The 24,039-nt window shown below is 69.1% G+C and carries 15 protein-coding genes and 3 tRNA genes; 14 read left to right on the top strand and 4 right to left on the bottom strand.

Annotated elements, in window-relative coordinates; all coding sequences use genetic code 11:
- The first annotated feature begins 106 nt into the window (after window positions 1–106).
- The 5 genes from ACFQUV_RS24180 to lon all read left to right on the top strand — a co-directional run bounded on the left by ACFQUV_RS24180 (window position 107) and on the right by lon (window position 7,173).
- Window positions 107–191, top strand: a tRNA-Leu gene (locus tag ACFQUV_RS24180).
- 78 nt (window positions 192–269) lie between these two features.
- Complete coding sequence (gene tig, locus ACFQUV_RS24175; RefSeq protein ID WP_378395897.1) at window positions 270–1,631, top strand: trigger factor; 1,362 nt, start codon at window positions 270–272, stop codon at window positions 1,629–1,631.
- A 421-nt stretch (window positions 1,632–2,052) separates the two neighbouring features.
- Window positions 2,053–2,682 (top strand): ATP-dependent Clp endopeptidase proteolytic subunit ClpP, encoded by a 630-nt coding sequence (gene clpP / locus ACFQUV_RS24170; RefSeq protein ID WP_111386509.1) that lies wholly within the window; start codon window positions 2,053–2,055, stop codon window positions 2,680–2,682.
- Window positions 2,683–3,103: 421 nt separating this feature from the next.
- Window positions 3,104–4,372, top strand: coding sequence for an ATP-dependent Clp protease ATP-binding subunit ClpX (gene clpX, locus ACFQUV_RS24165; RefSeq protein WP_111386512.1), 1,269 nt, complete (start codon window positions 3,104–3,106; stop codon window positions 4,370–4,372).
- Window positions 4,373–4,737: 365 nt separating this feature from the next.
- A complete protein-coding gene (lon, locus tag ACFQUV_RS24160; RefSeq protein WP_129610661.1) occupies window positions 4,738–7,173 on the top strand; it encodes an endopeptidase La in 2,436 nt (811 codons plus the stop codon).
- 332 nt (window positions 7,174–7,505) lie between these two features.
- Here the strand turns inward: lon and ACFQUV_RS24155 are convergent, their stop codons facing one another.
- The gene (locus ACFQUV_RS24155) at window positions 7,506–10,490 is read right to left on the bottom strand and encodes an outer membrane beta-barrel protein (protein WP_165364087.1); all 2,985 of its coding nucleotides are present in this window, start codon (window positions 10,488–10,490) and stop codon (window positions 7,506–7,508) included.
- Between the two features lie 364 nt (window positions 10,491–10,854).
- Here ACFQUV_RS24155 and ACFQUV_RS24150 point away from each other — a divergent pair.
- From ACFQUV_RS24150 to ACFQUV_RS24130, 5 genes are all read left to right on the top strand, one after another.
- Window positions 10,855–10,930 (top strand) — tRNA-Val (locus ACFQUV_RS24150).
- A gap of 249 nt (window positions 10,931–11,179) precedes the next feature.
- Window positions 11,180–12,208 carry an NADP-dependent oxidoreductase gene (locus ACFQUV_RS24145; RefSeq protein ID WP_129610825.1) on the top strand — a complete coding sequence of 343 codons (1,029 nt, stop codon included), beginning with the start codon at window positions 11,180–11,182 and terminating at the stop codon, window positions 12,206–12,208.
- A 273-nt stretch (window positions 12,209–12,481) separates the two neighbouring features.
- Window positions 12,482–14,239 carry an NAD+ synthase gene (locus tag ACFQUV_RS24140; protein ID WP_129610824.1) on the top strand — a complete coding sequence of 586 codons (1,758 nt, stop codon included), beginning with the start codon at window positions 12,482–12,484 and terminating at the stop codon, window positions 14,237–14,239.
- A gap of 240 nt (window positions 14,240–14,479) precedes the next feature.
- A complete protein-coding gene (gatB, locus tag ACFQUV_RS24135; protein WP_129610823.1) occupies window positions 14,480–15,970 on the top strand; it encodes an Asp-tRNA(Asn)/Glu-tRNA(Gln) amidotransferase subunit GatB in 1,491 nt (496 codons plus the stop codon).
- Window positions 15,971–16,509: 539 nt separating this feature from the next.
- A complete protein-coding gene (locus ACFQUV_RS24130) occupies window positions 16,510–16,635 on the top strand; it encodes a hypothetical protein (protein WP_280176765.1) in 126 nt (41 codons plus the stop codon).
- A gap of 398 nt (window positions 16,636–17,033) precedes the next feature.
- Here the strand turns inward: ACFQUV_RS24130 and ACFQUV_RS24125 are convergent, their stop codons facing one another.
- Complete coding sequence (locus ACFQUV_RS24125) at window positions 17,034–17,264, bottom strand: PsiF family protein (RefSeq protein ID WP_165364118.1); 231 nt, start codon at window positions 17,262–17,264, stop codon at window positions 17,034–17,036.
- Between the two features lie 416 nt (window positions 17,265–17,680).
- Here ACFQUV_RS24125 and ACFQUV_RS24120 point away from each other — a divergent pair, with 416 nt between their 5' ends.
- The 4 genes from ACFQUV_RS24120 to ACFQUV_RS24105 all read left to right on the top strand — a co-directional run bounded on the left by ACFQUV_RS24120 (window position 17,681) and on the right by ACFQUV_RS24105 (window position 21,302).
- Window positions 17,681–18,367, top strand: a complete 687-nt coding sequence (locus ACFQUV_RS24120) for a glutathione S-transferase family protein (RefSeq protein WP_280176766.1) — start codon at window positions 17,681–17,683, stop codon at window positions 18,365–18,367.
- A gap of 295 nt (window positions 18,368–18,662) precedes the next feature.
- Window positions 18,663–18,926 carry an SEL1-like repeat protein gene (locus ACFQUV_RS24115; protein WP_111388194.1) on the top strand — a complete coding sequence of 88 codons (264 nt, stop codon included), beginning with the start codon at window positions 18,663–18,665 and terminating at the stop codon, window positions 18,924–18,926.
- Window positions 18,927–18,999: 73 nt separating this feature from the next.
- Window positions 19,000–19,093 (top strand) — tRNA-Ser (locus tag ACFQUV_RS24110).
- A 700-nt stretch (window positions 19,094–19,793) separates the two neighbouring features.
- Window positions 19,794–21,302, top strand: coding sequence for a porin (locus tag ACFQUV_RS24105; protein ID WP_129610820.1), 1,509 nt, complete (start codon window positions 19,794–19,796; stop codon window positions 21,300–21,302).
- 155 nt (window positions 21,303–21,457) lie between these two features.
- On the opposite strand, the gene ACFQUV_RS24100 is transcribed toward ACFQUV_RS24105, so the two are convergent.
- Both ACFQUV_RS24100 and accC read right to left on the bottom strand, forming a co-directional pair.
- Complete coding sequence (locus ACFQUV_RS24100; RefSeq protein ID WP_129610819.1) at window positions 21,458–22,348, bottom strand: alpha/beta fold hydrolase; 891 nt, start codon at window positions 22,346–22,348, stop codon at window positions 21,458–21,460.
- Window positions 22,349–22,676: 328 nt separating this feature from the next.
- The gene (gene accC, locus ACFQUV_RS24095) at window positions 22,677–24,032 is read right to left on the bottom strand and encodes an acetyl-CoA carboxylase biotin carboxylase subunit (protein WP_111388564.1); all 1,356 of its coding nucleotides are present in this window, start codon (window positions 24,030–24,032) and stop codon (window positions 22,677–22,679) included.
- Between the last annotated feature and the right edge of the window lie 7 nt (window positions 24,033–24,039).

Genomic DNA, 24,039 nt, shown 5'->3' with positions numbered 1-24,039 from the left:
TCCGATGCGCCCGTGCCCGTCCCATGCCCATTTTTTGTGATGCGTAAGCAGTCTACCGTGATATAAGCCCGCCCGCTCGGAGGATCGGCTGGCCGAGCGGCCCCTGGCGGGCGTGGCGGAACTGGTAGACGCGCTGGATTTAGGTTCCAGTGACGAAAGTCGTGGGGGTTCAAGTCCCTCCGCCCGCACCACGCCGGGGCTCGTCGCCGCCGACCGACCGGACGCCGCGCGTGGCGCGACCGCCCCAGAGACCACCACACGAGACTGACATGGATGTGACCCAAACCACGGCCGACGGGCTGAAGCGCGAATTTCGGGTGGTCGTTCCGGCCGCCGACCTGGAAACCCGGCTGAGCGATCGGCTGTCCCGCCTGAAGGACCAGGTTCGTATCAACGGCTTCCGCCCCGGCAAGGTGCCGGTCGCCCATCTGCGCAAGCTCTACGGCCGCGCCGTGATGGCCGAGGCGATCGAGGAGCTGGTCCGCGAGACCAACGCCAAGATCGTCACCGACAACGGGTTCAAGCTCGCCATGGACCCGCAGGTGAAGATGCCCGAGGACAAGACCGAGCTCGAAGGGGTGGTCGAGGGCAAGGCCGACCTCTCCTACACGGTGTCGCTCGAGGTGGTGCCGGCGATCGAGCTGGCCGACTTCAAGGGAATCACCTTGGAGCGGCTGGTCGCCGAGGTCGCCGACGACGAGGTGCGCGAGGCGACCAAGCGGCTCGCCGATCAGAATCGCCCCTTCGCCCCCAAGGCCGAGGACGCCGCCGCCGAGACCGGCGACCGCCTGGTGGTGTCGTTCGTCGGCCGCATCGACGGCGAGGCGTTCGAGGGCGGCACCGCCGAGGACGTGCCGCTCCAGCTCGGCTCCGGCACCTTCATCCCGGGCTTCGAGGATCAGCTCGTCGGCGCCAAGGCGGGCGAGACCCGCACCGTGACGGTGACCTTCCCCGAGACCTACATGGCCGCGAACCTGGCCGGGAAGACCGCCGCGTTCGAGGTCACGGTGAAGTCGGTCGAGGCGCCCGGCGAGGTTGCGCTGGACGACGACTTCGCCAAGAAGCTCGGCCTCGAATCGCTGGCCAAGCTGGAGGAGGCGATCCGCGAGCGCATGAAGGCCGACTACGCGGCGCAGAGCCGCCAGAAGCTCAAGCGCCAGCTGCTCGACCGCCTCGACGCCCTGCACAAGTTCGATCCGCCCCCGACGCTCGTCGAGGAGGAGTTCAAGTCGGTGTGGGAGACTGTGGTCTCCGACCTCAAGGCCCAGAACCGCAGCTTCGCGGACGAGGGCACCGACGAGGAGAAGGCCAAGGAGGAGTATCGCGGCATCGCCGATCGGCGGGTGCGGCTCGGCCTGGTGCTCGCCGAGATCGGCGAGAAGAACGCCATCAAGGTCACCGACGAGGAGGTCTCCCGCGCGATCGTGGAGCGCGCCCGCCAGTATCCGGGCCGCGAGCAGGAGGTGTGGGACTTCTACCGCAAGACGCCGGCCGCCGTCGCCTCGGTGCGGGCGCCGCTGTTCGAGGAGAAGGTCGTGGACTACATCCTCGAGCTCGCCACCGTGACCGAGCGCACCGTCCCCAAGGACGAGCTGTTCAAGGACGACGAGACGGCCGCCGACGCGGCGTAAGCCGGCCGGCCCGAGGACCGGCGGGGCGCCGCCTCGCCGGTCCGCGCAGGCGCGTCCTGGGCCTCTGGAGATCCTGGCGCATCGCCGTTCCGGTCCGGGTGCCGCCGCAGCGTGTCCGTTGCGGTGGCGGCAGGCGTGGCCCCTCCGTGAGGTGGAGCCTCCGGGGCGGAGCTCCCGAAGCCGAGGCATCCGAAGGCGAGGGCACCCGAAACCGCGATCAGTGCCGGCCGGCGGCGCTCCGGGCATCGCCGTGGCGGGCCGAGGAGCGGGCGGCCCGCTCTCGTCACCTGCGGCTGTGTGCGGAGGCTTGCCGGCGGCGCATCAGGGTATATCTGTGATCCGTGCGTCGCACACGACGTGCGGTCTCTCGGGCGGCGGCGACGCCGACGCGCCGGCCCGAATCACTGGCAAGGTTGAGCACATGCGAGATCCCGTCGACACCTACATGAACTATCTCGTCCCCATGGTGGTCGAGCAGACCAACCGGGGCGAGCGCGCCTACGACATCTATTCGCGGCTCCTCAAGGAGCGCATCATCTTCGTGACCGGCGTGGTCGAGGACGGCATGGCGACGCTGATCGTTGCCCAGCTCCTCTTCCTGGAGGCCGAGAACCCGAAGAAAGAGATCGCGATGTACATCAACTCGCCGGGTGGCGTGGTGACGTCGGGTCTCGCGATCTACGACACCATGCAGTTCATCCGTCCGGCGGTGTCGACGCTGTGCACCGGCCAAGCCGCCTCGATGGGCTCGCTGCTGCTCGCCGCCGGCCGCAAGGACATGCGCTTCGCCCTGCCGAACGCCCGCATCATGGTCCATCAGCCGTCCGGCGGCTTCCAGGGCCAGGCGTCCGACATCATGATCCACGCCCAGGAGATCCTGAACCTCCGCAAGCGGCTGAACGAGATCTACGTCAAGCACACCGGCCAGCCGATCAAGAAGATCGAGGAGGCGCTGGAGCGAGACCAGTTCTTCACCGCCGAGGCCGCCAAGGAGTTCGGGCTGATCGACACGGTGATCGAGCGTCGCCCCGAGGAGCCGGAGAAGACCTGACGACGTCGCCGCGACAGCCGTCGCCGCGTTCGCCGGCGGCGGCGGGCCGCGGCGGCATCCTGCGGCACGCTGCGATGCAGCACGGCCGGGCTGGCCCGATAGGCCGGCGGAAACGCTTCGTTTTCGCCACGATTGGGGGCCACGGTCGACGTCGGAGAGTCATGCGAAACTGGAATATGTCTTGCATGGCGAATGAGCGAGCGGCGGAACAAGCCTCGGACCGTCGGCTTCGTATCATTAAAGGAATCTTGATTGTCCGAGCGGTAGCGTGCTTCGTTAGGTGTATGGGCACGACGGTCGCTCGATCCACTGGCGGAAGGTGACGGTTTTGCTAGGTTCCAGGCACGACGGGTCCTCAACGTTACACGCGCGCGCCGGCGCACCCCCTTCGCGGCGGCCGCGGACCTGTGGAGAGTGAAGAATGAGCAAGGTTGGCGGGAGCGACTCGAAGAATACGCTGTACTGCTCGTTCTGCGGCAAGAGCCAGCACGAAGTTCGCAAGCTGATCGCGGGGCCCACCGTCTTCATCTGCGACGAGTGTGTCGAGCTGTGCATGGACATCATCCGCGAGGAGAACAAGTCCTCGCTGGTGAAGTCGCGTGACGGCATTCCGACGCCGCGCGAGATCCGCAAGGTGCTCGACGACTACGTGATCGGCCAGGATCACGCCAAGAAGGTGCTGTCGGTCGCGGTTCACAACCACTACAAGCGGCTGAACCACCAGACCAAGCACAACGACGTCGAGCTGTCGAAGTCCAACATCCTGCTGATCGGGCCGACCGGCTCGGGCAAGACGCTGCTCGCGCAGACGCTCGCCCGCATCCTGGACGTGCCGTTCACCATGGCGGACGCGACGACCCTCACCGAGGCCGGCTATGTCGGCGAGGATGTCGAGAACATCATCCTGAAGCTGCTCCAGGCGGCCGACTACAATGTCGAGCGGGCGCAGCGCGGCATCGTCTACATCGACGAGATCGACAAGATCAGCCGCAAGTCCGACAACCCGTCGATCACCCGGGATGTCTCGGGCGAGGGCGTGCAGCAGGCGCTGCTCAAGATCATGGAGGGCACCGTCGCCTCGGTGCCGCCGCAGGGCGGCCGCAAGCACCCGCAGCAGGAGTTCTTGCAGGTCGACACCACCAACATCCTGTTCGTCTGCGGCGGCGCCTTCTCGGGTCTCGAGAAGATCATCTCGGGCCGCGGGCGCTCCACCTCGATCGGCTTCGCCGCCAAGGTGATGGCACCGGAGGACCGCAAGGCCGGTGAGATCTTCCGCGACGTCGAGCCGGAAGACCTGCTGAAGTACGGGCTGATCCCCGAGTTCGTCGGCCGCCTGCCGGTGGTCGCGACCCTCGAGGATCTGGACGAGACCGCGCTCAAGCGCATCCTGCTCGAACCCAAGAATGCGCTGGTGAAGCAGTACCAGCGGCTGTTCGAGATGGAGAACATCGACCTCACGCTCGCCGAGGAGGCGCTCGGCGCCATCGCCCGCAAGGCGATCGAGCGCAAGACCGGCGCTCGTGGCCTGCGCTCGATCATGGAGAGCATCCTGCTCGACACCATGTTCGATCTGCCGGGCCTGGAGGGCGTCGAGGAGGTGGTGATCTCCCGCGAGGTCGTCGAGGGCACGGCGCGGCCGCTCTACATCTACGCCGACCGTGCCGCCGGCGATGCCGGCGCGAGCGCCTGACAGCGGGTGCCACGGCAGCGGGCGCCGCGCCCGCCGGCGTGGCGCCGGCCGCTGCCGCCGGCCCAGGGGTCGTCCGCGGGCCGGCGACAGGCCGAATTCGGGCGAGGCGATCTCGGGCGGGGCATGCGGGAGCCGACATTGCGGGTTCCTTGACACGCCACCGACGGGTCGCCACCTAAGATCGGCGGACGTCCGAAAAGTCGAGTGAAGGCGTTCGAGCATGTCCGGGCAGGGGTCTCGTCCCCGCCGCGGCGCGCAGGTCCGAGTTCCTTGTCTCTGCGCTCCCTTCCCGGTCCACGACACTCCGTCACGATGCCGCCATCGGGTCGCGACGGAGGGGTATCCAAAACAACAAGGATCGGACCATGACCACACCTGCCAAGCCGCGCGTGCTGCCCCAGCCCGGAGAGGTCCGGGCCTATCCGGTGCTGCCGCTGCGCGACATCGTGGTGTTCCCGCACATGATCGTGCCGCTGTTCGTGGGGCGCGAGAAATCGATCCGTGCCCTCGAGGAGGTGATGCGGTCCGATTCGTACATCCTGCTCGCCACCCAGAAGAACGCCTCCGACGACGATCCCGCCGCCGACGCCATCTACGAGGTCGGCACGCTCGCCAGCGTGCTCCAGCTCCTCAAGCTGCCGGACGGCACCGTCAAGGTGCTGGTGGAGGGCACCGAGCGCGCCCATGTGGTGCGCTATACCGATCGCAGCGACTACTACGAGGCCGAGGCCGACGTGCTGGCCGACCGGGTCGGCGAGAAGGTCGAGGCGGAGGCGCTGGCCCGCTCGGTGGTGACCGAGTTCGAGGGCTACGTGAAGCTCAACAAGAAGGTGTCGCCCGAGGTGGTCGGCGTCGTCCAGCAGATCGACGACTACGCCAAGCTCGCCGATACCGTCGCCTCGCACCTCGCGGTGAAGATCCCGGACAAGCAGAACATCCTGGAGACCACCGTCGTCACCGAGCGCCTGGAGAAGGTGCTCAGCCTGATGGAGAGCGAGATCTCCGTTCTCCAGGTGGAAAAGCGCATCCGGACCCGCGTCAAGCGGCAGATGGAGAAGACCCAGCGCGAGTACTACCTGAACGAGCAGATGAAGGCGATCCAGAAGGAGCTGGGCGACGAGGACGGCCGCGACGAGCTCCAGGAGCTCGAAGACAAGATCAAGAAGACCAAGCTCTCCAAGGAAGCGCGCGAGAAGGCGCAGCACGAGCTGAAGAAGCTGCGCCAGATGTCGCCGATGTCCGCCGAGGCGACGGTGGTGCGCAACTATCTCGACTGGCTCCTGTCGATTCCGTGGAACAAGAAGAGCAAGGTCCGCAAGGATCTCGGCCTCGCCCAGGAGACCCTCGACGCCGATCACTACGGCCTCGACAAGGTCAAGGAGCGCATCGTCGAGTATCTCGCGGTGCAGAGCCGCGCCAACAAGTTGACAGGCCCGATCCTGTGCCTCGTCGGCCCGCCCGGCGTCGGCAAGACCTCGCTCGGCAAGTCGATCGCCAAGGCGACCGGGCGCGAGTTCGTCCGCGTGTCGCTCGGCGGCGTGCGTGACGAAGCCGAGATCCGCGGTCACCGCCGCACCTATATCGGCTCGATGCCCGGCAAGGTCATCCAGTCGATGCGCAAGGCGAAGTCGTCGAACCCGCTGTTCCTCCTCGACGAGGTGGACAAGATGGGCTCGGATTTCCGGGGCGATCCGTCGTCGGCGCTGCTCGAGGTGCTCGATCCCGAGCAGAACTCGACCTTCAACGACCACTATCTCGAGGTGGACTACGATCTCTCCAACGTGATGTTCATCACCACGGCGAACACGCTGAACATCCCGGCGCCGCTGATGGACCGCATGGAGATCATCCGCATCGCCGGCTACACCGAGGACGAGAAGGTGCAGATCGCGCGGCGGCATCTGATCCCGAGCGCGTTGTCGAAGCACGGCCTCGACGCCAAGGAGTGGTCGATCGACGACGAGGCGCTGCTGCTCCTGATCCGCCGCTACACCCGCGAGGCGGGCGTGCGTAACCTGGAGCGCGAGCTGTCGACGCTGGCCCGCAAGGCCGTCAAGGAGCTGATGACCTCGAAGAAGAAGTCGGTCGAGGTCACCACCGCGACCCTCGGCGATTATCTCGGGGTGCCGAAGCATCGCCACGGCGAGATCGAGGAGGAGGATCAGGTCGGCGTCGTCACCGGCCTCGCCTGGACCGACGCCGGCGGCGAGCTCCTCACCATCGAGGGCCTGATGATGCCCGGCCGCGGCAAGATGACCGTGACCGGCAACCTGCGCGACGTGATGAAGGAGTCGATCTCGGCGGCGGCGTCCTATGTCCGCTCGCGGGCCATCGCCTTCGGCATCGAGCCGCCGCTGTTCGAGAAGCGCGACATCCACGTCCACGTGCCGGAGGGGGCGACCCCGAAGGATGGGCCGTCGGCCGGCGTCGCTATGGTGACGGCCATCATCTCGGTGATGACCGGCATCCCGGTTCGCCGCGACGTCGCGATGACGGGCGAGATCACGTTGCGCGGCCGCGTGCTGCCGATCGGCGGCCTCAAGGAGAAGCTGCTGGCGGCGCTCAGGGGCGGCATCAAGACGGTGCTGATCCCGGAGGAGAACGCCAAGGACCTCGTCGAGATCCCCGAGAACGTGAAGAGCGGGCTCGAGATCGTGCCGGTGACCCGGATGGACGAGGTGCTGGCGCGGGCGCTGACCCGGGTGCCCGACCCGATCGAGTGGGACGACAAGGCCCAGCCGGCGGCGGCCGCCTCCGATGCCGCGGCCGACGACGAGGCCTCCGCCCTGACGGCGCACTGACACGCCGCCGTCCGGACGGACAGCGGCGGCGACGCCGAACCGAAGACGCGAGCGGCGCCCCCTGGGGCGCCGCTTTGTCTTTGTCGGCGCATTGTCGTTGCGCCGCGTTGTCGTCGTGCCGCTTCTCGCGCGCCGCTGCTGCTCAGCAGGATCGGGCTCTCATCCGGGATCCGGCTGATCAAGTCGGTGGTCATTCCGGAGGCCGCGAAGCGGCTGTCCGGAATCCAGCCGAGAGTCCAGAGTTCGCCGCGGGACGACGTGTTTCGCTGGGTTCCGGGTTCGCGGATTCCCGCGCCCCGGAACGACGGCGAGCTGATCACCCGGAAACAGGATCAGTACTTCGCCTGCACGAGCACCGGCGTCGTGAATCGGTAGTTCACGCCGAGCTTGGCGACGTGGACGTCCTGGCTCACCGTCCGGTTGTCGACGACCGCGAAGCCCGGCGGCAGGCCGAACCCGACGGCGTCGTCGCCGAGCGCCACGTAGTTGTATTCGAGCTTCACCGAAACGCTCGGCAGCACGGCGTGCTCGATGCCGCCCCCGATCGTCCAGCCCCAACGGTCGCTGGTCGCCTCGTGCACGGTGCCACCGACACCGACGAGGTTCAGCTCGCGCGTCTCGCGGGCCCAGGCGGCGCCGCCCTTGGCGTAGACGAGGCTGCGGTCGAACGCCCAGCCGGCCCGGCCCGTGATGGTCGCGAGCGCGTCGACCTGGCTGCGGCAGTCGACCCCGCCAATCACGGGCGAGAGGCCGACGAAGCAGGTGTTGGTGCCGTCGAGATGGGCGGCGCTCACATCCGCCTCGGCGCCCAGCACCAGCGATCCGATCTGAAGGTTGTAGCCGACCTGGCCGCCGGCCAGCCAGCCGCCGCTGCCGATGTCGTCGCCGAACACCTGCGGGCCGAACGGATTGCTCCAGTCCTCGTTCGACCGGCCGGCGCCGAGATGGAGGCCGGCGTAGAGCCCGGTCCAGTTCACCGCCGGGCCGCCGATCAGTCCGGCGAAAGGCCGCGCCGCGCGGGTCGGAACGACCGTGCCGGTCTGCCCGAAGCGGTAGTTCACGCCGAGCCGCACGTCCTGCACGGTCTGCTTCAGGTCGACCGGGATGACGCCGCCGAACTGGTCGGTCATCGCCACCGACCGGCTGCCGAAGTCGGACCAGTTGTATTCGACCTTGGCGGTCCAGTTCGGCGCCAGCCCGAATTCGAGGCCGGAGCCGATCGTCCATCCGGTGCGGGTGGTGTCCGCCGTGTAGATGTTGGGGATCTGATTGTAGAGCATCTCGTGGCTGGTCCGCAGCCAGGCGACGCCGGCCTTGCTGTAGAGCAGCACGTTGCCGAACGCCCAGCCGAGCCGGCCGGTGAGCAGGCCCAGCCCGTCGGCGCGGACGTGGCAGGTGTAGGTCTGGCCTTGGCCGCAGGGCGCGTTGCCGTCGAGGTCGCTCCAGCTCCAGCTCCCCTCGACGCCCACCACCCACGCGCCGATCTGATAGTCGGCGCCGATCTGGCCGCCGGCCACGACGCCGTCGACGTCGTTCCACATCTCGCGGCCGGTGCCGGTCGCCGTCGTCCACTCGGTGCGGCCCCAGGCGGCGCCCGCATGGGCACCGACATAAAGGCCGGTCCAGCTCCACCCCGCCGTGGCGGCCGCCGGCGCCTTGAGGACGCCCGCCGGGGCGGCCGGCAGCGCCGCCGCGCCGCCGGTGCTGTCGAACGTGTAGGACGCCTGCAAGAATCCGCCCCACCGCTCGGCCGTGTACTTCATCGGCGAGTCGGTCGCCTCGCCCGGGAACTGAGTGCGGGCGTCGGTCGTCGTGTAGTACCAGTAGCGGCCGCCGATGCCGACGCTCCACTGCGGGGTCACCGCGTAGGACAGGATCGCCTCGACCTGGGCGCCCCAGCCGTGGCCGCTCTCGATCTGCGGATTGATGTCGGCGCGGTACCAGTGGTTGTCGTAGCCGTTGCGGCTGGCATAGGGCACGACGGCGCCGTCGACCTCGAGCCGCACCCGGTCGGTGAGCTGGAGCTGCGAGTTGAGGCCGACCGCCACGCCGCGCCAGGTCTCGGTCTCGCTCAGGCCCAGGAAGGTGGTCGGGACCGCCGGGGCGCAGGTCACGTCTCCGGCGATCTGGGCACAGCCGAAGCCGTTGCCGCGCTCGTGGAAGTAGCGGTAGCCCACATAGGCGCCGAGCTTGCCGGACGGGCCGGCCAAGACGTTCCACCCGACATCGGCGCCGGCATAGCGCATCCGGCCGTCCTTCATCTGCGAGACGGTGTTGGAATAGAGCACCTCGCTCGGGAAGTCCTCGTCGTGCAGGGTGCCGCCGGTGAGCGCGCCGGCGCCGAAGTTGCCCTTCACGAACAGCCCGCTCCGGTGATCGAAGCGGCCGAAGGTCTCGCCGGCGATGCCGGTCATGTCGTTGTAGCTGAGGCGAGAGTTGAGGCGGCTCGGATTGACGTTGTCCATCAGGTCCTTCTGGTAGCGCCCTTCGGAGTACCAGACGCGGCTGCCGACCTCGATGGTCCAGGCCGGCACGGCGGGCGGCGCTGCCTTCACCGGGAAGCCGGCGGCGCTTCCGGTAGCCGGGAGGCCGGGCAGCCCCCAGCCGAGCCGCCGGTTGAGGCCGACCTTCACGCGGTGAATCTCGTGGCGGGTGTCGACGCCGGCGCTCCCGCCCGGCTCCGAGACGGTCACCTGGTCGGCGCCGAACCGCAGATAGTCGTATTCGAGCTTGGCCGACCACATCGGCGACACCGCGTACTCGACGCCGCCGCCGACCGTCCAGCCGAGCCGGTGCGCGTCGCCCTTTGCTGGATTGTCGGCGTCGTAGGCCGTCACGATGTGCTCGACATGGGCGTAGGCTCCGCCGGCGCGGGCGTAGAGCAGCACGTTGTCGAAGGTCCGGCCGATGCGCCCCGTCAGGGTGCCCATCGCGTCGATGCGGGTGTTGCAGACCGCTCGCGCCTCGGCGCAGCGGGCGTTGCCGTCGAGATCGGCGAGGCTGCCCTCCAGCTCGCCGCCGAGCACCCAGGCCCCGATCTGATGATTGTAGCCGATCTGCGCGCCCCCGAAGGCGCCGCCCGCCGTGCCGGTGCCGCTGAAGCGCGTCAGCGCGGCGAACTCGTCGGTGCCGCTCAGCCAGGCGGTCCGATTCCAGGCATTGCCGGCGTGGGTGCCGACATAGAGTCCGGTCCAGCTCCACAGTGCCGGCGCCGCCGCGACCGGCAGCCGGGCCGGCAGATCGGCCGCTCCCGCCGGGAGGGTCCCGGCGACCACCACACTGAACAACGACACTCCGGCCAGCAACGATGCCCGCATTTCCTGTTGGTCCTCCCTCGGTCGAATTCGGGCAACAAGGTGGCAGGGCGGATCTGTGCGGCTCAACGTGCCTGTGCGGGCGAGCTCTCGGCCGCGGCCGGATCGTGGCCGGGTGTGCTCGCCGGGTGACATATTTTCGAGTCTCTTGCGTGGTCGCGACCGGGATGCGCCGAAGGGTTGCGGCGGCGCGCGCCGCAGGGCCACGACACGATGGTAGGATGAGCACGACGTCGCGTCGGGGGCGCCCGGCGGCCGCAGGCCAGCGGCGAATCAGGACGCGCCGTCCGGGCCGGGGGAGGGGGCGGTTCGCAGCGGCCCCGCGCGGCTTGCACCAGCCGCGCCCGAGGCGCTAAGGAGTCCGCGAGGGCGGTTAGCTCAGCTGGTAGAGCGGCACGTTTACACCGTGTAGGTCGGCGGTTCGAGCCCGTCACCGCCCACCATCGGATGCCGGCACCGAGATCGCGGTTCCTGTCGGAGTTGGCCCGGGTGGTCACGCTTGCTGGGCACGGCGGACAGTCGCCGCGATCCGCAGCCCGTAGCCCGGGGTGAGCGCCAGCGAAACCCGGGGACTGCGGCGCACCGACCCCGGATGTCGCTGCGCTCCATCCGGGCTACGCTGGCTCCGGGCTACGCTGCGCCGACGCCCGCCCCCGGAGCCTCCCTCCCTGAATCCCCGCCCAGGACCCCCGATGCCGTTTCCCCCAAATCGCCGCTGGCTCCTCGTTCGCCGTCCGGACGGCCTGCCTGATCCCTCCTGCTTCGCGCTCGACACCGCGCCGGCTCCCGCGCCCGGGCCGGGCCAGATCCTGGTGCGGGCGCGCTTCCTCTCGGTCGATCCCTACATGCGCGCCCGGATGAGCCGCAGCGCCGGCTACGCGGCCGGCACCGCCCTCGGCGACGTGATGCGCGGCGGCGGCGTCGGCGAGGTGGTCGCGTCGAACCATCCGGCGTGGAAGCCCGGCGACATCGCCGAGACGATGGGGTTCGGCTGGCAGGAATTCGCCGTGCTCACGCCGGGCGGCGTCGGACCCGACGCGGTCCATCGCATCGACCCGGGCGTCGCGCCGATCGAGAGCGCGCTGTCCTGGCTCGGCATGCCGGGGCTCACCGCCTATTTCGGGCTGCTCGACGTCGGCCGGCCGCGGCCCGGCGACACCGTGGTGGTGTCGGCCGCCGCCGGAGCGGTCGGCCAGCTCGTCGGTCAGATCGCCAAGCTGATGGGCTGCCGCGCCGTCGCCATCGCGGGCAGCGCCGAGAAGCTCGCCTGGTGCCGCTCCCTCGGCTACGACGCCGGCATCGATCACCGCGCCACGGCCGATCTGCGGGGCGCCCTCAAGGAGACCTGTCCGGACGGGGTCGACGTGTTCTTCGACAACACCGCGGGGCCGATCCACGACGCCGTGATGCGCCGCCTCGCCGTCGGGGCGCGCGTCGTGGTCACCGGGCGGATCGCGCTCGCGGCCGCCCACGAGGCGCCCGAGATCGGCGAGCGCCATCTCGGTCGTCTGATCGCCAGCCGCGCCACCATGACGGGCTTTCTGGTGTACGACTGGTGGCACCGGCGCCTGGAGGCGCTGGAGCGGCTCGCCGCCTGGCACCACGACGGCCGCTTGCAGTACCGCGAGGATGTGATGGACGGGATCGAGCACATGCCGGCGGCGCTGATGCGCCTGTTCACGGGCGAGAATCTCGGCAAGCAGCTCGTGCGTGTCGGCTGAGCGGCCGCAACCTCGGCGCTGCGTCTCGTTCGGTGGAACCATCCGGCCCACTCCGGGATTCCCTCGCGGCTCGAACCACCGCGCCGCCGCACGTCTCGCGGTGAAACCGATTTCCACTTGATCGGAAAACGCTCTGGAGCCGAAGCCGATCGACGGGATCGGCTTTCCCCTCCAGAGGTCTTTCCATCATCGCATTTTCGACGGCGAACCGGGTCCCCCTTCGCTGGAAAATGCTCTAGAGCAGGGGCGGACCACGCCTTGGATCAGCATCATATGAACGACCGTCCCGCCGATCGTCTCGCCATCGCGGCCGCCCAGCTCAACCCGACCGTCGGGGATCTCGACGGCAACGCCGAGAAGGTGCGTCGCGCCCGCCGCGAGGCGGCGGCCCAGGGAGCCGACCTCGTCGCTCTGCCGGAGCTGTTCATCTCCGGCTATCCGCCCGAGGACCTGGTGCTGAAGCCGGCCTTCCAGGCGGCGTGCCGGGCGACCGTCGAGGCGCTCGCCCGCGATACCGCCGATGGCGGCCCGGCCGTGCTGGTCGGCACGCCGTGGGCCGAGGACGGCAAGCTCTACAACGGCTACTGCCTGCTCGAGGGCGGCCGCATCGCGGCCGTGCGGCTCAAGGTCAACCTGCCCAATTACGGCGTCTTCGACGAGCGTCGTGTCTTCGCGCCCGGGCCGCTCGGCGGCCCGGTGAGCGTGCGGGGCGTGCGCCTCGGCGTGCCGATCTGCGAGGACATCTGGACCGAGTGGGGCGCCTACGAGGACGTGGTCGAGTGCCTGGTGGAGACCGGCGCCGAGATCCTCGTCGTCCCCAACGGCTCGCCCTACAGCCGCGGCAAGGGCGACCAGCGCCTCAACGTGGCGGTCGCCCGCATCACCGAGAGCGGCCTGCCGCTGATCTACGTGAACCAGGTGTGCGGCCAGGACGAGCTGGTGTTCGACGGCGCCTCCTTCGCGCTGAACGCCGACCGCTCGCTCGCCTTCCAGCTTCCCGCGTTCCGCGAATGCGTGGTGACGACCGTGTGGGAGCGTGGCGCCGACGGCTGGCGCTGCACCGGCGGGCCGGTGGCGGCGATCCCGGAAGGGGATCAGGCCGACTACGAGGCGTGCGTGCTCGGGCTGCGCGACTATGTCGATAAGAACCGCTTTCCGGGCGTGGTGCTCGGCCTCTCGGGCGGCGTCGACTCGGCCCTGTGCGCCGCCATGGCGGTGGACGCGCTCGGGGCCCAGCGGGTGCGCTGCGTGATGCTGCCTTACCTCTACACCTCGGAGGCGTCGCGCACCGATGCGGCACGTCTCGCCGAGGCGCTGGGGGTCGCCTACGACATCCTGCCCATCGCGCCCGCGGTCGAGGGGCTGGAGCAGTCGATCGCCCCGCTGGTCGGCAACCGGCCGCGCGACGTCACCGAGGAGAACCTCCAGGCGCGCGCCCGCGGCGTCATCCTGATGGCGGTGTCCAACAAGTTCGGCCTGATGGTGGTGACCACCGGCAACAAGTCGGAGATGTCGGTCGGCTACGCCACGCTCTACGGCGACATGAACGGCGGCTTCAACCCGGTGAAGGATCTCTACAAGACCGAGGTGTATCGGCTCTCCTGGCTGCGCAACCGCTGGAAGCCGGAGGGGGCGCTCGGCCCCGACGGGCCGCTGATCCCGGAGAACATCCTCACCCGCGCCCCGACCGCCGAGCTGCGCGAGAACCAGACCGACCAGGATTCGCTGCCGCCCTACGATCAGCTCGACGCCGTGCTGGAGCGCCTGGTCGAGCGCGAGGAGCCGATCGCCGAGATCGTCGCGGCCGGCTTCGACCGCGAGATGGTGATGCGGGTCGAACGCATGCTCAATCTCGCCGAGTACAAGCGCCGGCAGGCGGCGCCCGGCGTCAAGGTGACGCTCAAGAACTTCGGGCGCGACCGCCGCTATCCCATCACCAATCGGTTCCGCGATCCCGGCGTGCCGCTGTCCGAGCCGGCCGCGACGCTGGCCGTCACGGCGCCCGGGTCCGGCGCCGTCCTCGACCTCTGAGGACGAGACGTCGTGCGTCTTGCCTGCCGACGGCGGCGCCCGCGGCTGGGCGGCCGCGGTTCGGCCGCCACCGGCATGCCGGGCCTGCGCGGCGGGCCGGCGCTGCCGCCTGCTTGAAGACCGCCCCGACACTCTGTAACCCGGAAGCGAGAGACGGCCGCGAGGGCGGGCGCCGGCGGCCCGCGTCCGCCGCGTCGATGCGGCGGCGGGCCGACGGACGACCAAGGGCGGATGGATGCCATGAACGCACCGATGAAGACGGCGAAGCTGATCCAGGGCGCCACCGGGGACTTCGAGGTGATCGTCGGCATGGAGGTGCATGCCCAGGTCACCTCCAAGGCCAAGCTGTTCTCCGGCGCCTCGGCGGCCTTCGGCGGTGCGCCCAACAGCCACGTCTCGCTGGTCGATGCCGCGATGCCGGGCATGCTGCCGGTGATCAACGAGGAGTGCGTCCGCCAGGCGATCCGCACCGGCCTCGGCCTGAAGGCGAAGATCAATCTGAAGTCGGTCTTCGATCGGAAGAACTATTTCTATCCGGACCTGCCGCAGGGCTACCAGATCAGCCAGTACAAGTCGCCGATCGTGGGCGAGGGCGAGGTCGTGGTCGACATGCCGGACGGCGAGACCGTCCGGGTCGGCATCGAGCGGCTGCACCTGGAGCAGGACGCCGGCAAGTCGCTGCACGACCAGCACCCGACCATGTCGTTCGTCGATCTCAACCGCTCCGGCGTCGCCCTGATGGAGATCGTCTCGCGGCCCGACATCCGCTCGGCCGAGGAGGCCAAGGCGTTCGTCGCCAAGCTGCGCACCATCATGCGCTATCTCGGCACCTGCGACGGCAACATGGAGGAGGGCAGCCTGCGGGCCGACGTCAACGTCTCGGTGCGTCGCCCCGGCGAGCCGCTGGGCACCCGCTGCGAGATCAAGAACGTCAACTCGCTGCGCTTCATCGGCCAGGCTATCGAGGTCGAGGCGCGCCGCCAGATCGGCATCATCGAGGATGGCGGCGCGATCGAGCAGGAGACCCGGCTGTTCGATCCGGCGCGCGGCGAGACGCGGTCGATGCGCAACAAGGAGGAGGCGCACGACTACCGTTACTTCCCGGACCCCGACCTGCTGCCGCTCACCTTCGACCAGGCTTACGTCGATGCGCTGGCGGCGGCGCTGCCCGAGCTGCCGGACGCCAAGAAGGCGCGCTTCGTGGCCGCGTACGGCCTCTCCGCCTACGACGCGGACGTGCTGGTCGCCGAGCGCGAGAGCGCCGACTTCTTCGAGAGCGTGGTGGTGGGCGAGGGAGGCGCACGGCGCGACCCCAAGACGGCCGCCAACTGGGTGATCAACGAGCTGTTCGGGCGCCTCAACAAGGAGGGGCGGGACATCGCCACGTCGCCGGTCTCGGCGGCCCAGCTCGGCGGCATCCTCGACCTCATCGCCGACGGCACCATCTCGGGCAAGATCGCCAAGGATCTGTTCGAGATCGTGTGGGCCGAGGGCGGTGACCCGCGCGCGATCGTCGCGGCGCGTGGCATGAAGCAGGTCACCGATCTCGGCGCCATCGAGGCGGTGGTCGACGACATCGTCGCCAGCAATCCCGACAAGGTCGCCCAGGTGAAGGCGAAGCCCACCATGATCGGCTGGTTCGTCGGCCAGGTGATGAAGGCGTCCGGCGGCAAGGCCAATCCGCAGGCCGTCAACGCGCTGCTGAAGACCAAGCTCGGTCTCGACGACTGATCCCGTCCGGCGGCCGGCGCCGGCCGCCGCATCGCCGTCGGGGTTCGGCCGACGGTACGTTCACGCCCGTCGGGCGGGCGTTTCTGCGCCTTCGTCGAATCACCTCGGATCGCGAGTCGACGGCGCCGCCTCGTCGCGAAGGCCGCGGTGAGCGCGTCGCGCAGAGCAATCCGCAGATTTTTTTTCGGACGCGAAAGCCGCGTCCACTTGCCGATCCGCGACACCGCGCGGTCGCCGTGGTCGCCGCACGGGGGCCGGCTCGAATCTCCAGCGACATCGCAGAAGTGCCCATTTCATCGGTGTTCTCAGATGTCCGCTTCGGCATCGAGGCGCCCTGTCGCGACGCCGCGCGGCGCTCCGCATCAGCCACGACGGCGCGTCGTGACCGCCCCTCGCGTGCGCGCGACGACGTGCGCACGACTTGGAACGCGCGGTGGAGTCGCTGATTTCCTTGTTGTGCTGTAGTAATCGAGATGTCGTGTCCTCGATTCGCGCGGGCACGCATCTGACAGCCATCCCACCACGGCTAGGAGGGCAGCATGCCGAAGAAAGCGACGACTGCGGCGAAGAAGGCGCCGGCCAAGACGGCGACCAAGCCGGCCGCCAAGAAGACGACCGCGAAGAAGACCACTGCCAAGAAGACGACCGCCGCGAAGAAGAAGTGAGAGCGGCGTCTCGGAGCTGCCGGCTCCGAGCCAGCCGTGACTTCGTCGAGAGGCCGGCGTCAGCCACGCGATCGACAGTCGATCCCGGAGCGCTGCCGGCCACGACCGACGAAAGAGGGCGTCGGCGAGACCGAGTCGAGCGTCCATCCCGTCAGCCCCGCAGCGGGCGGTCCGATGGACAGCACACGGGTCATGCCCTCCGTCTCGGGCGGCGATGCCGCCAGGGAGTGCGACCGATCGGACTTCTCGCCGACGCCCCCCTTCCTGTCCGTGACCCGCCCAGCCGCCGTGGCCGTCGGTGGACAGCGCTCCGCCGTGATGCACGGATCGCGAGACGCCGCGACGCGCAGGACGATCCACTCTCCTCCCGTCTTTCGATCCACCCGGCGGCCGTGCGTTCAGCCTTTCAGGCAGCCGCTCATGAAGCTGCGATAGGCGTCGCGCCCCTTCACGTTCTTGGCCTTCTTCTCGTCCTTCCACTTGGCGGCGCAGTCCTTCATGCGTTGCTGCTGCGCCGAGACCTTCTTGCCTTCGCCGGCGGTGGTCGCCGCCTTGGTCTCGGCCATCGCGGGCGCTGCGCCCGCCGCCAGCCACGCGATCGTCACCGCCAGTGCCAGGTGCTTGGTCATGCCGTCCCCTCCGGTGAGCTGGAAGGACGAGCTTAGAGCATTTTCCGGCGCGGTGGACACCGCCCCGTGCGCCGTCTTGCGGATTGCGCGCCGCATCGACATGTGGTGGACGACCCACCGCCGTTCCGCCCGATCAGGAGCACGCCATGGCCCGCACCCCGAAGCGTCCGTCGTCGTCCCGCACCCGCCCGGCCAAGGCTCCTGGCGGCAAGTCGGCTCCTGGCGGCAAGTCGGCTCGTGGCGGCAAGTCGGCTCGTGGCGGCAAGTCGGCTCGTGACGGCGAGTCCCCGACGACGTCCCGCGCCGCCTCGAAGACGAGGGGCGGTGGGGCGGCGCCGCGCGCGGCGAAGAAGACGTCCGCGGCCGGGAAGGCGCCGCGCGCTTCGGCCCGCACGACGGCGGCGCGGCGCGCCCCGATCGAGCTGTTCTACTGGCCGACCCCGAACGGCTGGAAGATCTCCATCATGCTGGAGGAGTGCCGGCTGCCCTATGTGGTGCGGCCGATCGACATCACCCGCGGGGCGCAATTCGAGCCGTCGTTCCTCGCCATCTCGCCCAACAACCGGATGCCGGCCATCGTCGATCCCGACGGTCCCGGCGGCCGGCCGATCTCGGTGTTCGAGTCGGGCGCCATTCTCCAGTATCTCGGCCGCAAGACCGGCAAGCTCTATCCGGCCGACGAGCGCGGCCGTGTCGAGGTCGAGCAGTGGCTGATGTGGCAGATGGGCGGCCTCGGCCCGATGGCCGGGCAGGCGCACCACTTCCGCCATTACGCGCCCGAGCCGGTGCCCTACGGCATCGACCGTTACACCAACGAGTGCCACCGTCTGTACGGCGTGATGAACCGCCGCCTCGCCGATCGGCCGTTCCTGGCCGGCCGCTACTCCATCGCCGACATCGCCTGCGTCGGCTGGGCGAGCCGGCACGAGCGGCACGGCCAGGACCTCGCCGAGTTCCCCCATGTGCGGCGCTGGCTGGAGACGCTGCTGGCGCGGCCGGCCGTGCAGCGCGGCCTCGCGGTGCGGGCCGACGACGTCGCCGGCGTCGACATGCGGGACCCGGCCGTGCAGGCGGTGCTGTTCGGCCAGCGGGCGCGCGGCTGAAGGCGCCGTCGTGCGCCGTGCCGCCGCACCCGTTGTGCGCGTGGTGAACGCGGCGTTGATCGACGTGGTGAAACGAATTCCGAAGAATTGACGGAAATGCCCGAACCACGGGCCTTTCCGCATTGGTGGCGCGCGCCGATCCCGATCGCGCCGCGTTCGCGTTTACGGCCGATTCATCGCGCCCCTTAAGGCCGTTTTCAGTCGCCTCCCCGACCATCGGGGCATTCGGACACGACGGTCCGATGCCGCGAAAACCAATGTGCCGCGCATGCGGCCGGGCCGAGGGAGGCCAGAGATGGGACGCTACGACACCGCGATGGAGACGGCGGCTCTCGGCGAGGCCAGCACCAGCGCCGCCATGTTCTTCCAGCTCGGCATGATGTACTCGACCGGCTCGGCCATGGAGCCCGATTACGTCTCGGCCCACAAGTGGTTCAACCTCGCCGCCATGAGTGGCGACAAGGAGGCGATCCGGCTGCGCCGCGAGATCGCCACCCTGATGACCGAGGCCGAGATCGCCGCCGCACAGCGCGCCGCCCGCGCCTGGCTCGGCCGCTGAGCGGGACCATCGGGCGCCACGGGCCGCCCCCGGAATTGACCGTGGCGGCCGGACCGTCTACGAAATCCCCACCGGAGACGTGGCCGAGTGGCTGAAGGCGGCGGTTTGCTAAACCGTTATACGGCCTTAAAGCCGTATCGAGGGTTCGAATCCCTCCGTCTCCGCCAGCCCCGTTTCCGCCCGCTCCATATCCGTCAGCCTCTCCGAGTCCTCGGCCCCATGTTCGGCGCCTCCCGTCGACCCCGGCAGCACTCGCGCAGGGGCGACGGCGGCTCGACCCTCGGCCGTCCGGACTCGGACGTGCGGTCGCCGACTCGCGGGCTCGCAGTCCCCGAACATCGTTCCGGTCAAAATTTTCTCATTGCGGAGAGAGCTTACCGGCAGACGCCGCGGCCGGGCCTGTCTCGGCCCGAGTCCCGCGGCGCCGCGCGGGGGCGACGAAAACCTCGATTCGAGGTCGTGCACGTACCTCATGGGGTTTCGAGGCCACCGTGGCAGCTCTGCCGCGAGTCTTCCGGCCAGATCTCGTCACAATCGCCCAAGCGCTTGCGTCCAAATACGTATTCGGCGCCGCTCCAACACCCGGAGCGCGGGTGGATTCGTGTCGTTTGGGCAACACAGCCCCGGATTCAAGCGCTTAGGGCCGGTTCGCGGGCGCTTCTTTATTGCCTGCGAAAGGCCGTTCGCTAATCTGACCTCGCGACGAAGGGGGGCATTCCCGGGGTCGCCCCGTCTGGAGTTCCAGACCGCATCGGTGACAAGGCGCGGTACGGAACGCTGGGTGGATCGGGGATTAAGGGGACCTTCCAGGGTGTGAGCACCCGCCGGAGACGGAACCCTCCCAAGGCAAACGATTGGAGGTTTCAGATGAAGATGGTGAAAAGCCTTCTCCTCGGCTCCGCGGCAGGTCTCGTTGCGGTTGTTGGTGCGCAGGCGGCCGATCTTCCCGTCAAGGCCAAGCCGGTCGAGTACGTGAAGGTCTGCTCGCTGTACGGCGCCGGGTTCTACTACATCCCCGGCACGGACATCTGCATGAAGATGGGCGGCTACGTCCGCGCCCAGTACTACTACAACACCGGCTCGGGCCCCAGCACCGGCGTGATGTTCGGCTCGGCCTCGGCCCAGCAGTCGAACTTGACCGGCTTCGCCAACGACACCGTGATGCGCACCCGCGCCGTGTGGACGGTCGACACCCGGTCGCAGACCGAGTGGGGCACGCTGCGCACCTACGTGCTCCTGGGCTTCAACCACGACTCGCCCGGCGGCTCGTCGTTCGGCGGCAATGCGGCCTCGCTCTATGCGACCCGCGGCTTCATCCAGTTCGCCGGCTTCACCTTCGGCAAGGCGCAGTCGTTCTACGACCTGTGGTCGATCCCGGCCGTGTCGTACTACGGCATCGCTTCGTCGGACACCGGCGACGCGGGCGTGCTGCTGGCCGCCTACACGGCTCAGCTCGGCAACGGCGTGTCGGCGACCATCGCGCTCGAAGAGCCGCGCCGCATGGCGATCGTCAACACCATCCAGAGCAACCAGTTCACCGTCGGTGGGCCGGTCAACAACGACTACGGCACGGTGAAGTGGCCGGACGTCGTGGCGAACATCCGCGTCGACCAGGCCTGGGGCTCCTTCCAGGTGATGGGCGCCCTGCATGACGCCTCGGCAGCCTACAACTTCACCAACGCGGCGCAGAACACCTGCACGCCTGCGAACGGCAACGGGACCATCACCGGCTCGATGCTGTGCGGCTCGGGTGACAGCGCGCTCGGCTTCGCGGTCGGCGTCGGCGCTCGGGTGAAGACCGACTTCATCTCGCGCGGCGACAGCTTCCAGTTCCAGGTCAACTACACCGAGGGTGCGACCCGTTACGCCATCTACACCCCGGCGGGCGCTGGCTCGCTGGCGATGTTCGGCGGCGGCAACTCGCTCGGCGTGGGCTGGCTGACGGACGGCATCTACATCAACAACGGCTCGCTCGAGCTGACCAAGGTGCTCGGCGTGAATGCGTCGTACGAGCACGTTTGGACCCCGGCCCTGAAGACCTCGCTCTACGGCGGCTGGTTCAACATCGAGCACAGCCAGGCGGCCGCTCTGGCGCAGTGCGCCAGCATCTCGGGTGGTCCCAACACCATCTCGAACGCGACCAACTGCGATCCGGACTTCTCGTTCTGGTACATCGGCTCGCGCACCCAGTGGAACATCCGCCCCGACTTCTACATGGGCGTGGACGTTCTCTATCACCGCCTCGAGACGGCGTTCGGGGGGGTGGCCAACTACACCTCGCTCGCCGGCGCGCCGCGTCCGAATGCCCTGTACGCGATCGAGAACCAAGACGCCCTGTCCGTCACGTTCCGTGTCCACCGCGACATCGTTCCGTGATCGGCTGATCGTCTGACACCACATTCGTGGTCGAAGCCCCCGGCGGAAACGCCGGGGGTTTTCGTTTCTGGGCGATGCGATCGACGTGGCTGTCCCGGGTTTCGCTTCGCTCAACCAGGGCTACGGCTCCGGCCCACGGTCCGGGCTACGGCTGATCAATCCGGCCGCCGGACGCAGCGGTCCACGAAGGCGGCGATGCGGGGGATGACGTCGGCGCCGGCGAGATCGGGGGCATGGCCCTGGCGCGGCACCTCGATCACCTCGAGGTCGGGGCGGCGAGCCTTCATGGCTTCCACCGTCCGGGCGGACAGGAGGTCCGACAGGCCGCCGCGGATCACCATCACCGGCACGCCGGCGAGCGCATCGAACTGCGGCCACAGCTCGGGCAGCGGCTTCGACAGGTCGAAGGCGCGTAGCGCCTCGGCGATCGCCTGATCGTAGGTCGGCAGAAGCTGGCCGTTCTCCAGCCGCCACGCGCGGTACGCCATGTCGCGCCAATCCTCGTCGGACCAGTCGGGAAACTGGTCGGCGAACAGCCGGCGCAGCGCCGCGGCCCCCTGGGCGAAGTCGGCCGGCTGGCCGGCGCGGCCCACATAGGTCTTGATCCGGGCGATGCCGTCCGCCTCGATCACCGGGCCGATGTCGTTGAGCACCACGCCGGCGATCGCCTCGGGCTTCACCGAGGCCATCGCCAGGCTGATCAGGCCGCCCCGCGAGGTGCCGATCAGCACGGCCGGCATCGCTTGGCACGCCGCCATCACGCCGAGCACGTCGGCGAGCTCGACCGCGACCGTGTAGCGGCTCGGATCGGGGTCCCAGGCGGAGAGGCCGCGGCCGCGATAGTCGAGGGCGAGCACCCGGCGCGGCCGCGCTGGATCGTGGGCGAGGGCGCTGGCCAGCACATGAAAGTCGGCCGCCGTGCGGGTCAGCCCGGGCAGGCACACCACCGGCAGGCCGGCGCCGCCGCGCTCGCCGTACTCGCGCAGATGCAGCCGCAGGCCGTCGCTCGCGGTGAGAAAGACGTTGCGGAATCCGTCGTCGCTCATGGTCGCCCCCGGACTGGTCGGTCGTCGCCCAACCTCGGGGCGAAGCCGACGCCATCGTATCGCAATCGGCTACGGCCCGTCTTGCGCGGCCGCATGGCGAAGGGCCGACCGGGCAGACGGACGCCTGCCGCCGATGTCTGTGCTCGACGCCTGCCTTTCGGCTCCGCGGCGTCATACTGTGTTCGGGTGATCGGTGCGCCGTCATTCCGGGGCGCCGCGCAGCGGTGAGCCCGGAATCCAGCGGCAAACTCGGAACTCTCGGCTAGATTCCGGATAGCCGCTTCGCGGCTTCCGGAATGACCACGGAATGGATCAGCCGGATCTCGTATCAGCCGTCGACGCCGCCGCCCCGGGCCAGGAACTGCTCCAGCCAGTGGATGTGATAGCTGCCGTCGAGGATGTCCTTGTCGCGCACCAGGGCGCGGAACAGCGGCAAGGTGGTCTCGACGCCGTCGACCACGAACTCGTCGATGGCGCGGCGCAGCCGCATCAGGCATTCGGCGCGGGTCTTGCCGTGCACGATCAGCTTGCCGATCAGCGAGTCGTAATAGGGCGGAATCACGTAGCCCCGATAGGCCGCCGAATCGATGCGCACCCCCATGCCGCCGGGCGGATGGTAGTGGCGGATCTTGCCGGGCGACGGCCGGAACGACACCGGATTCTCGGCATTGATGCGGCACTCGATGGCGTGGCCGTGATAGGTCACGTCCTCCTGCCGGATCGTCAGGCCGGACCCGTTGGCCACCCGGATCTGCTCCAGAATCAGGTCGATGTCGGTGATCATCTCGGTCACCGGGTGCTCGACCTGGATGCGGGTGTTCATCTCGATGAAGTAGAACTGCCCGTCCTCGTACAGGAACTCGATCGTGCCGACGCCCAGATAGCCGAGATCCTGCATCGCCTTGGCGACGACGTCGCCGATTCGGCCGCGGGCATCGGCGTTGAGGGCCGGGGAGGGGCTCTCCTCCCAGATCTTCTGGTGACGGCGCTGGAGCGAGCAGTCGCGCTCGCCGAGATGGATGGCGTGGCCCTCGCCGTCGCCGAGCACCTGGAACTCGATGTGGCGCGGCTGCTCCAGGTACTTCTCCATGTAGAGGGAGTCGTCGCCGAAGGCCGCCTTCGATTCGGCCCTGGCGGTCGCCAGCGCGATGCGGAGATCCGCCTCGCTGCGCGCCACCTTCATGCCGCGGCCGCCGCCGCCCGCCGCCGCCTTCACCAGCACCGGATAGCCGATGTCGCGAGCGATGGCCTTCGCCTCGTCGTCCGATCCGAGGGCGCCTTCGGAGCCCGGCACGCAGGGAATGCCGAGGCGCCGCGCCGTGCGCTTGGCCTCGATCTTGTCGCCCATCAGGCGGATATGGGCGGGCTTCGGGCCGATGAAGTGCAGCCCGTGCTCCTCGAGAATCTCGGCGAAGCGGGCGTTCTCGGAGAGGAAGCCGTAGCCCGGATGCACCGCGTCGGCACCCGTGATCTCGCAGGCGGCGAGCAGCGCCGGGATGTTGAGATAGCTGTCCTTGGCGGGCGGCGGGCCGATGCAGACGCTCTCGTCGGCGAGGCGGACATGCATGGCATCGGCGTCGGCGGTCGAATGCACCGCGACCGTCTGGATGCCCAGATCCTTGCAGGCCCGCAGGATGCGGAGCGCGATCTCCCCGCGATTGGCGATCAGGATTTTCTCGAACATCGCGTTC

The organism is Rhodoplanes sp. P11 (assembly GCF_964266735.1).
Lineage (GTDB): Bacteria > Pseudomonadota > Alphaproteobacteria > Rhizobiales > Xanthobacteraceae > Rhodoplanes > Rhodoplanes serenus.
Note: the sequence above shows the minus strand (reverse complement) of the source record. Positions and strands in the feature narration are given on the sequence as shown.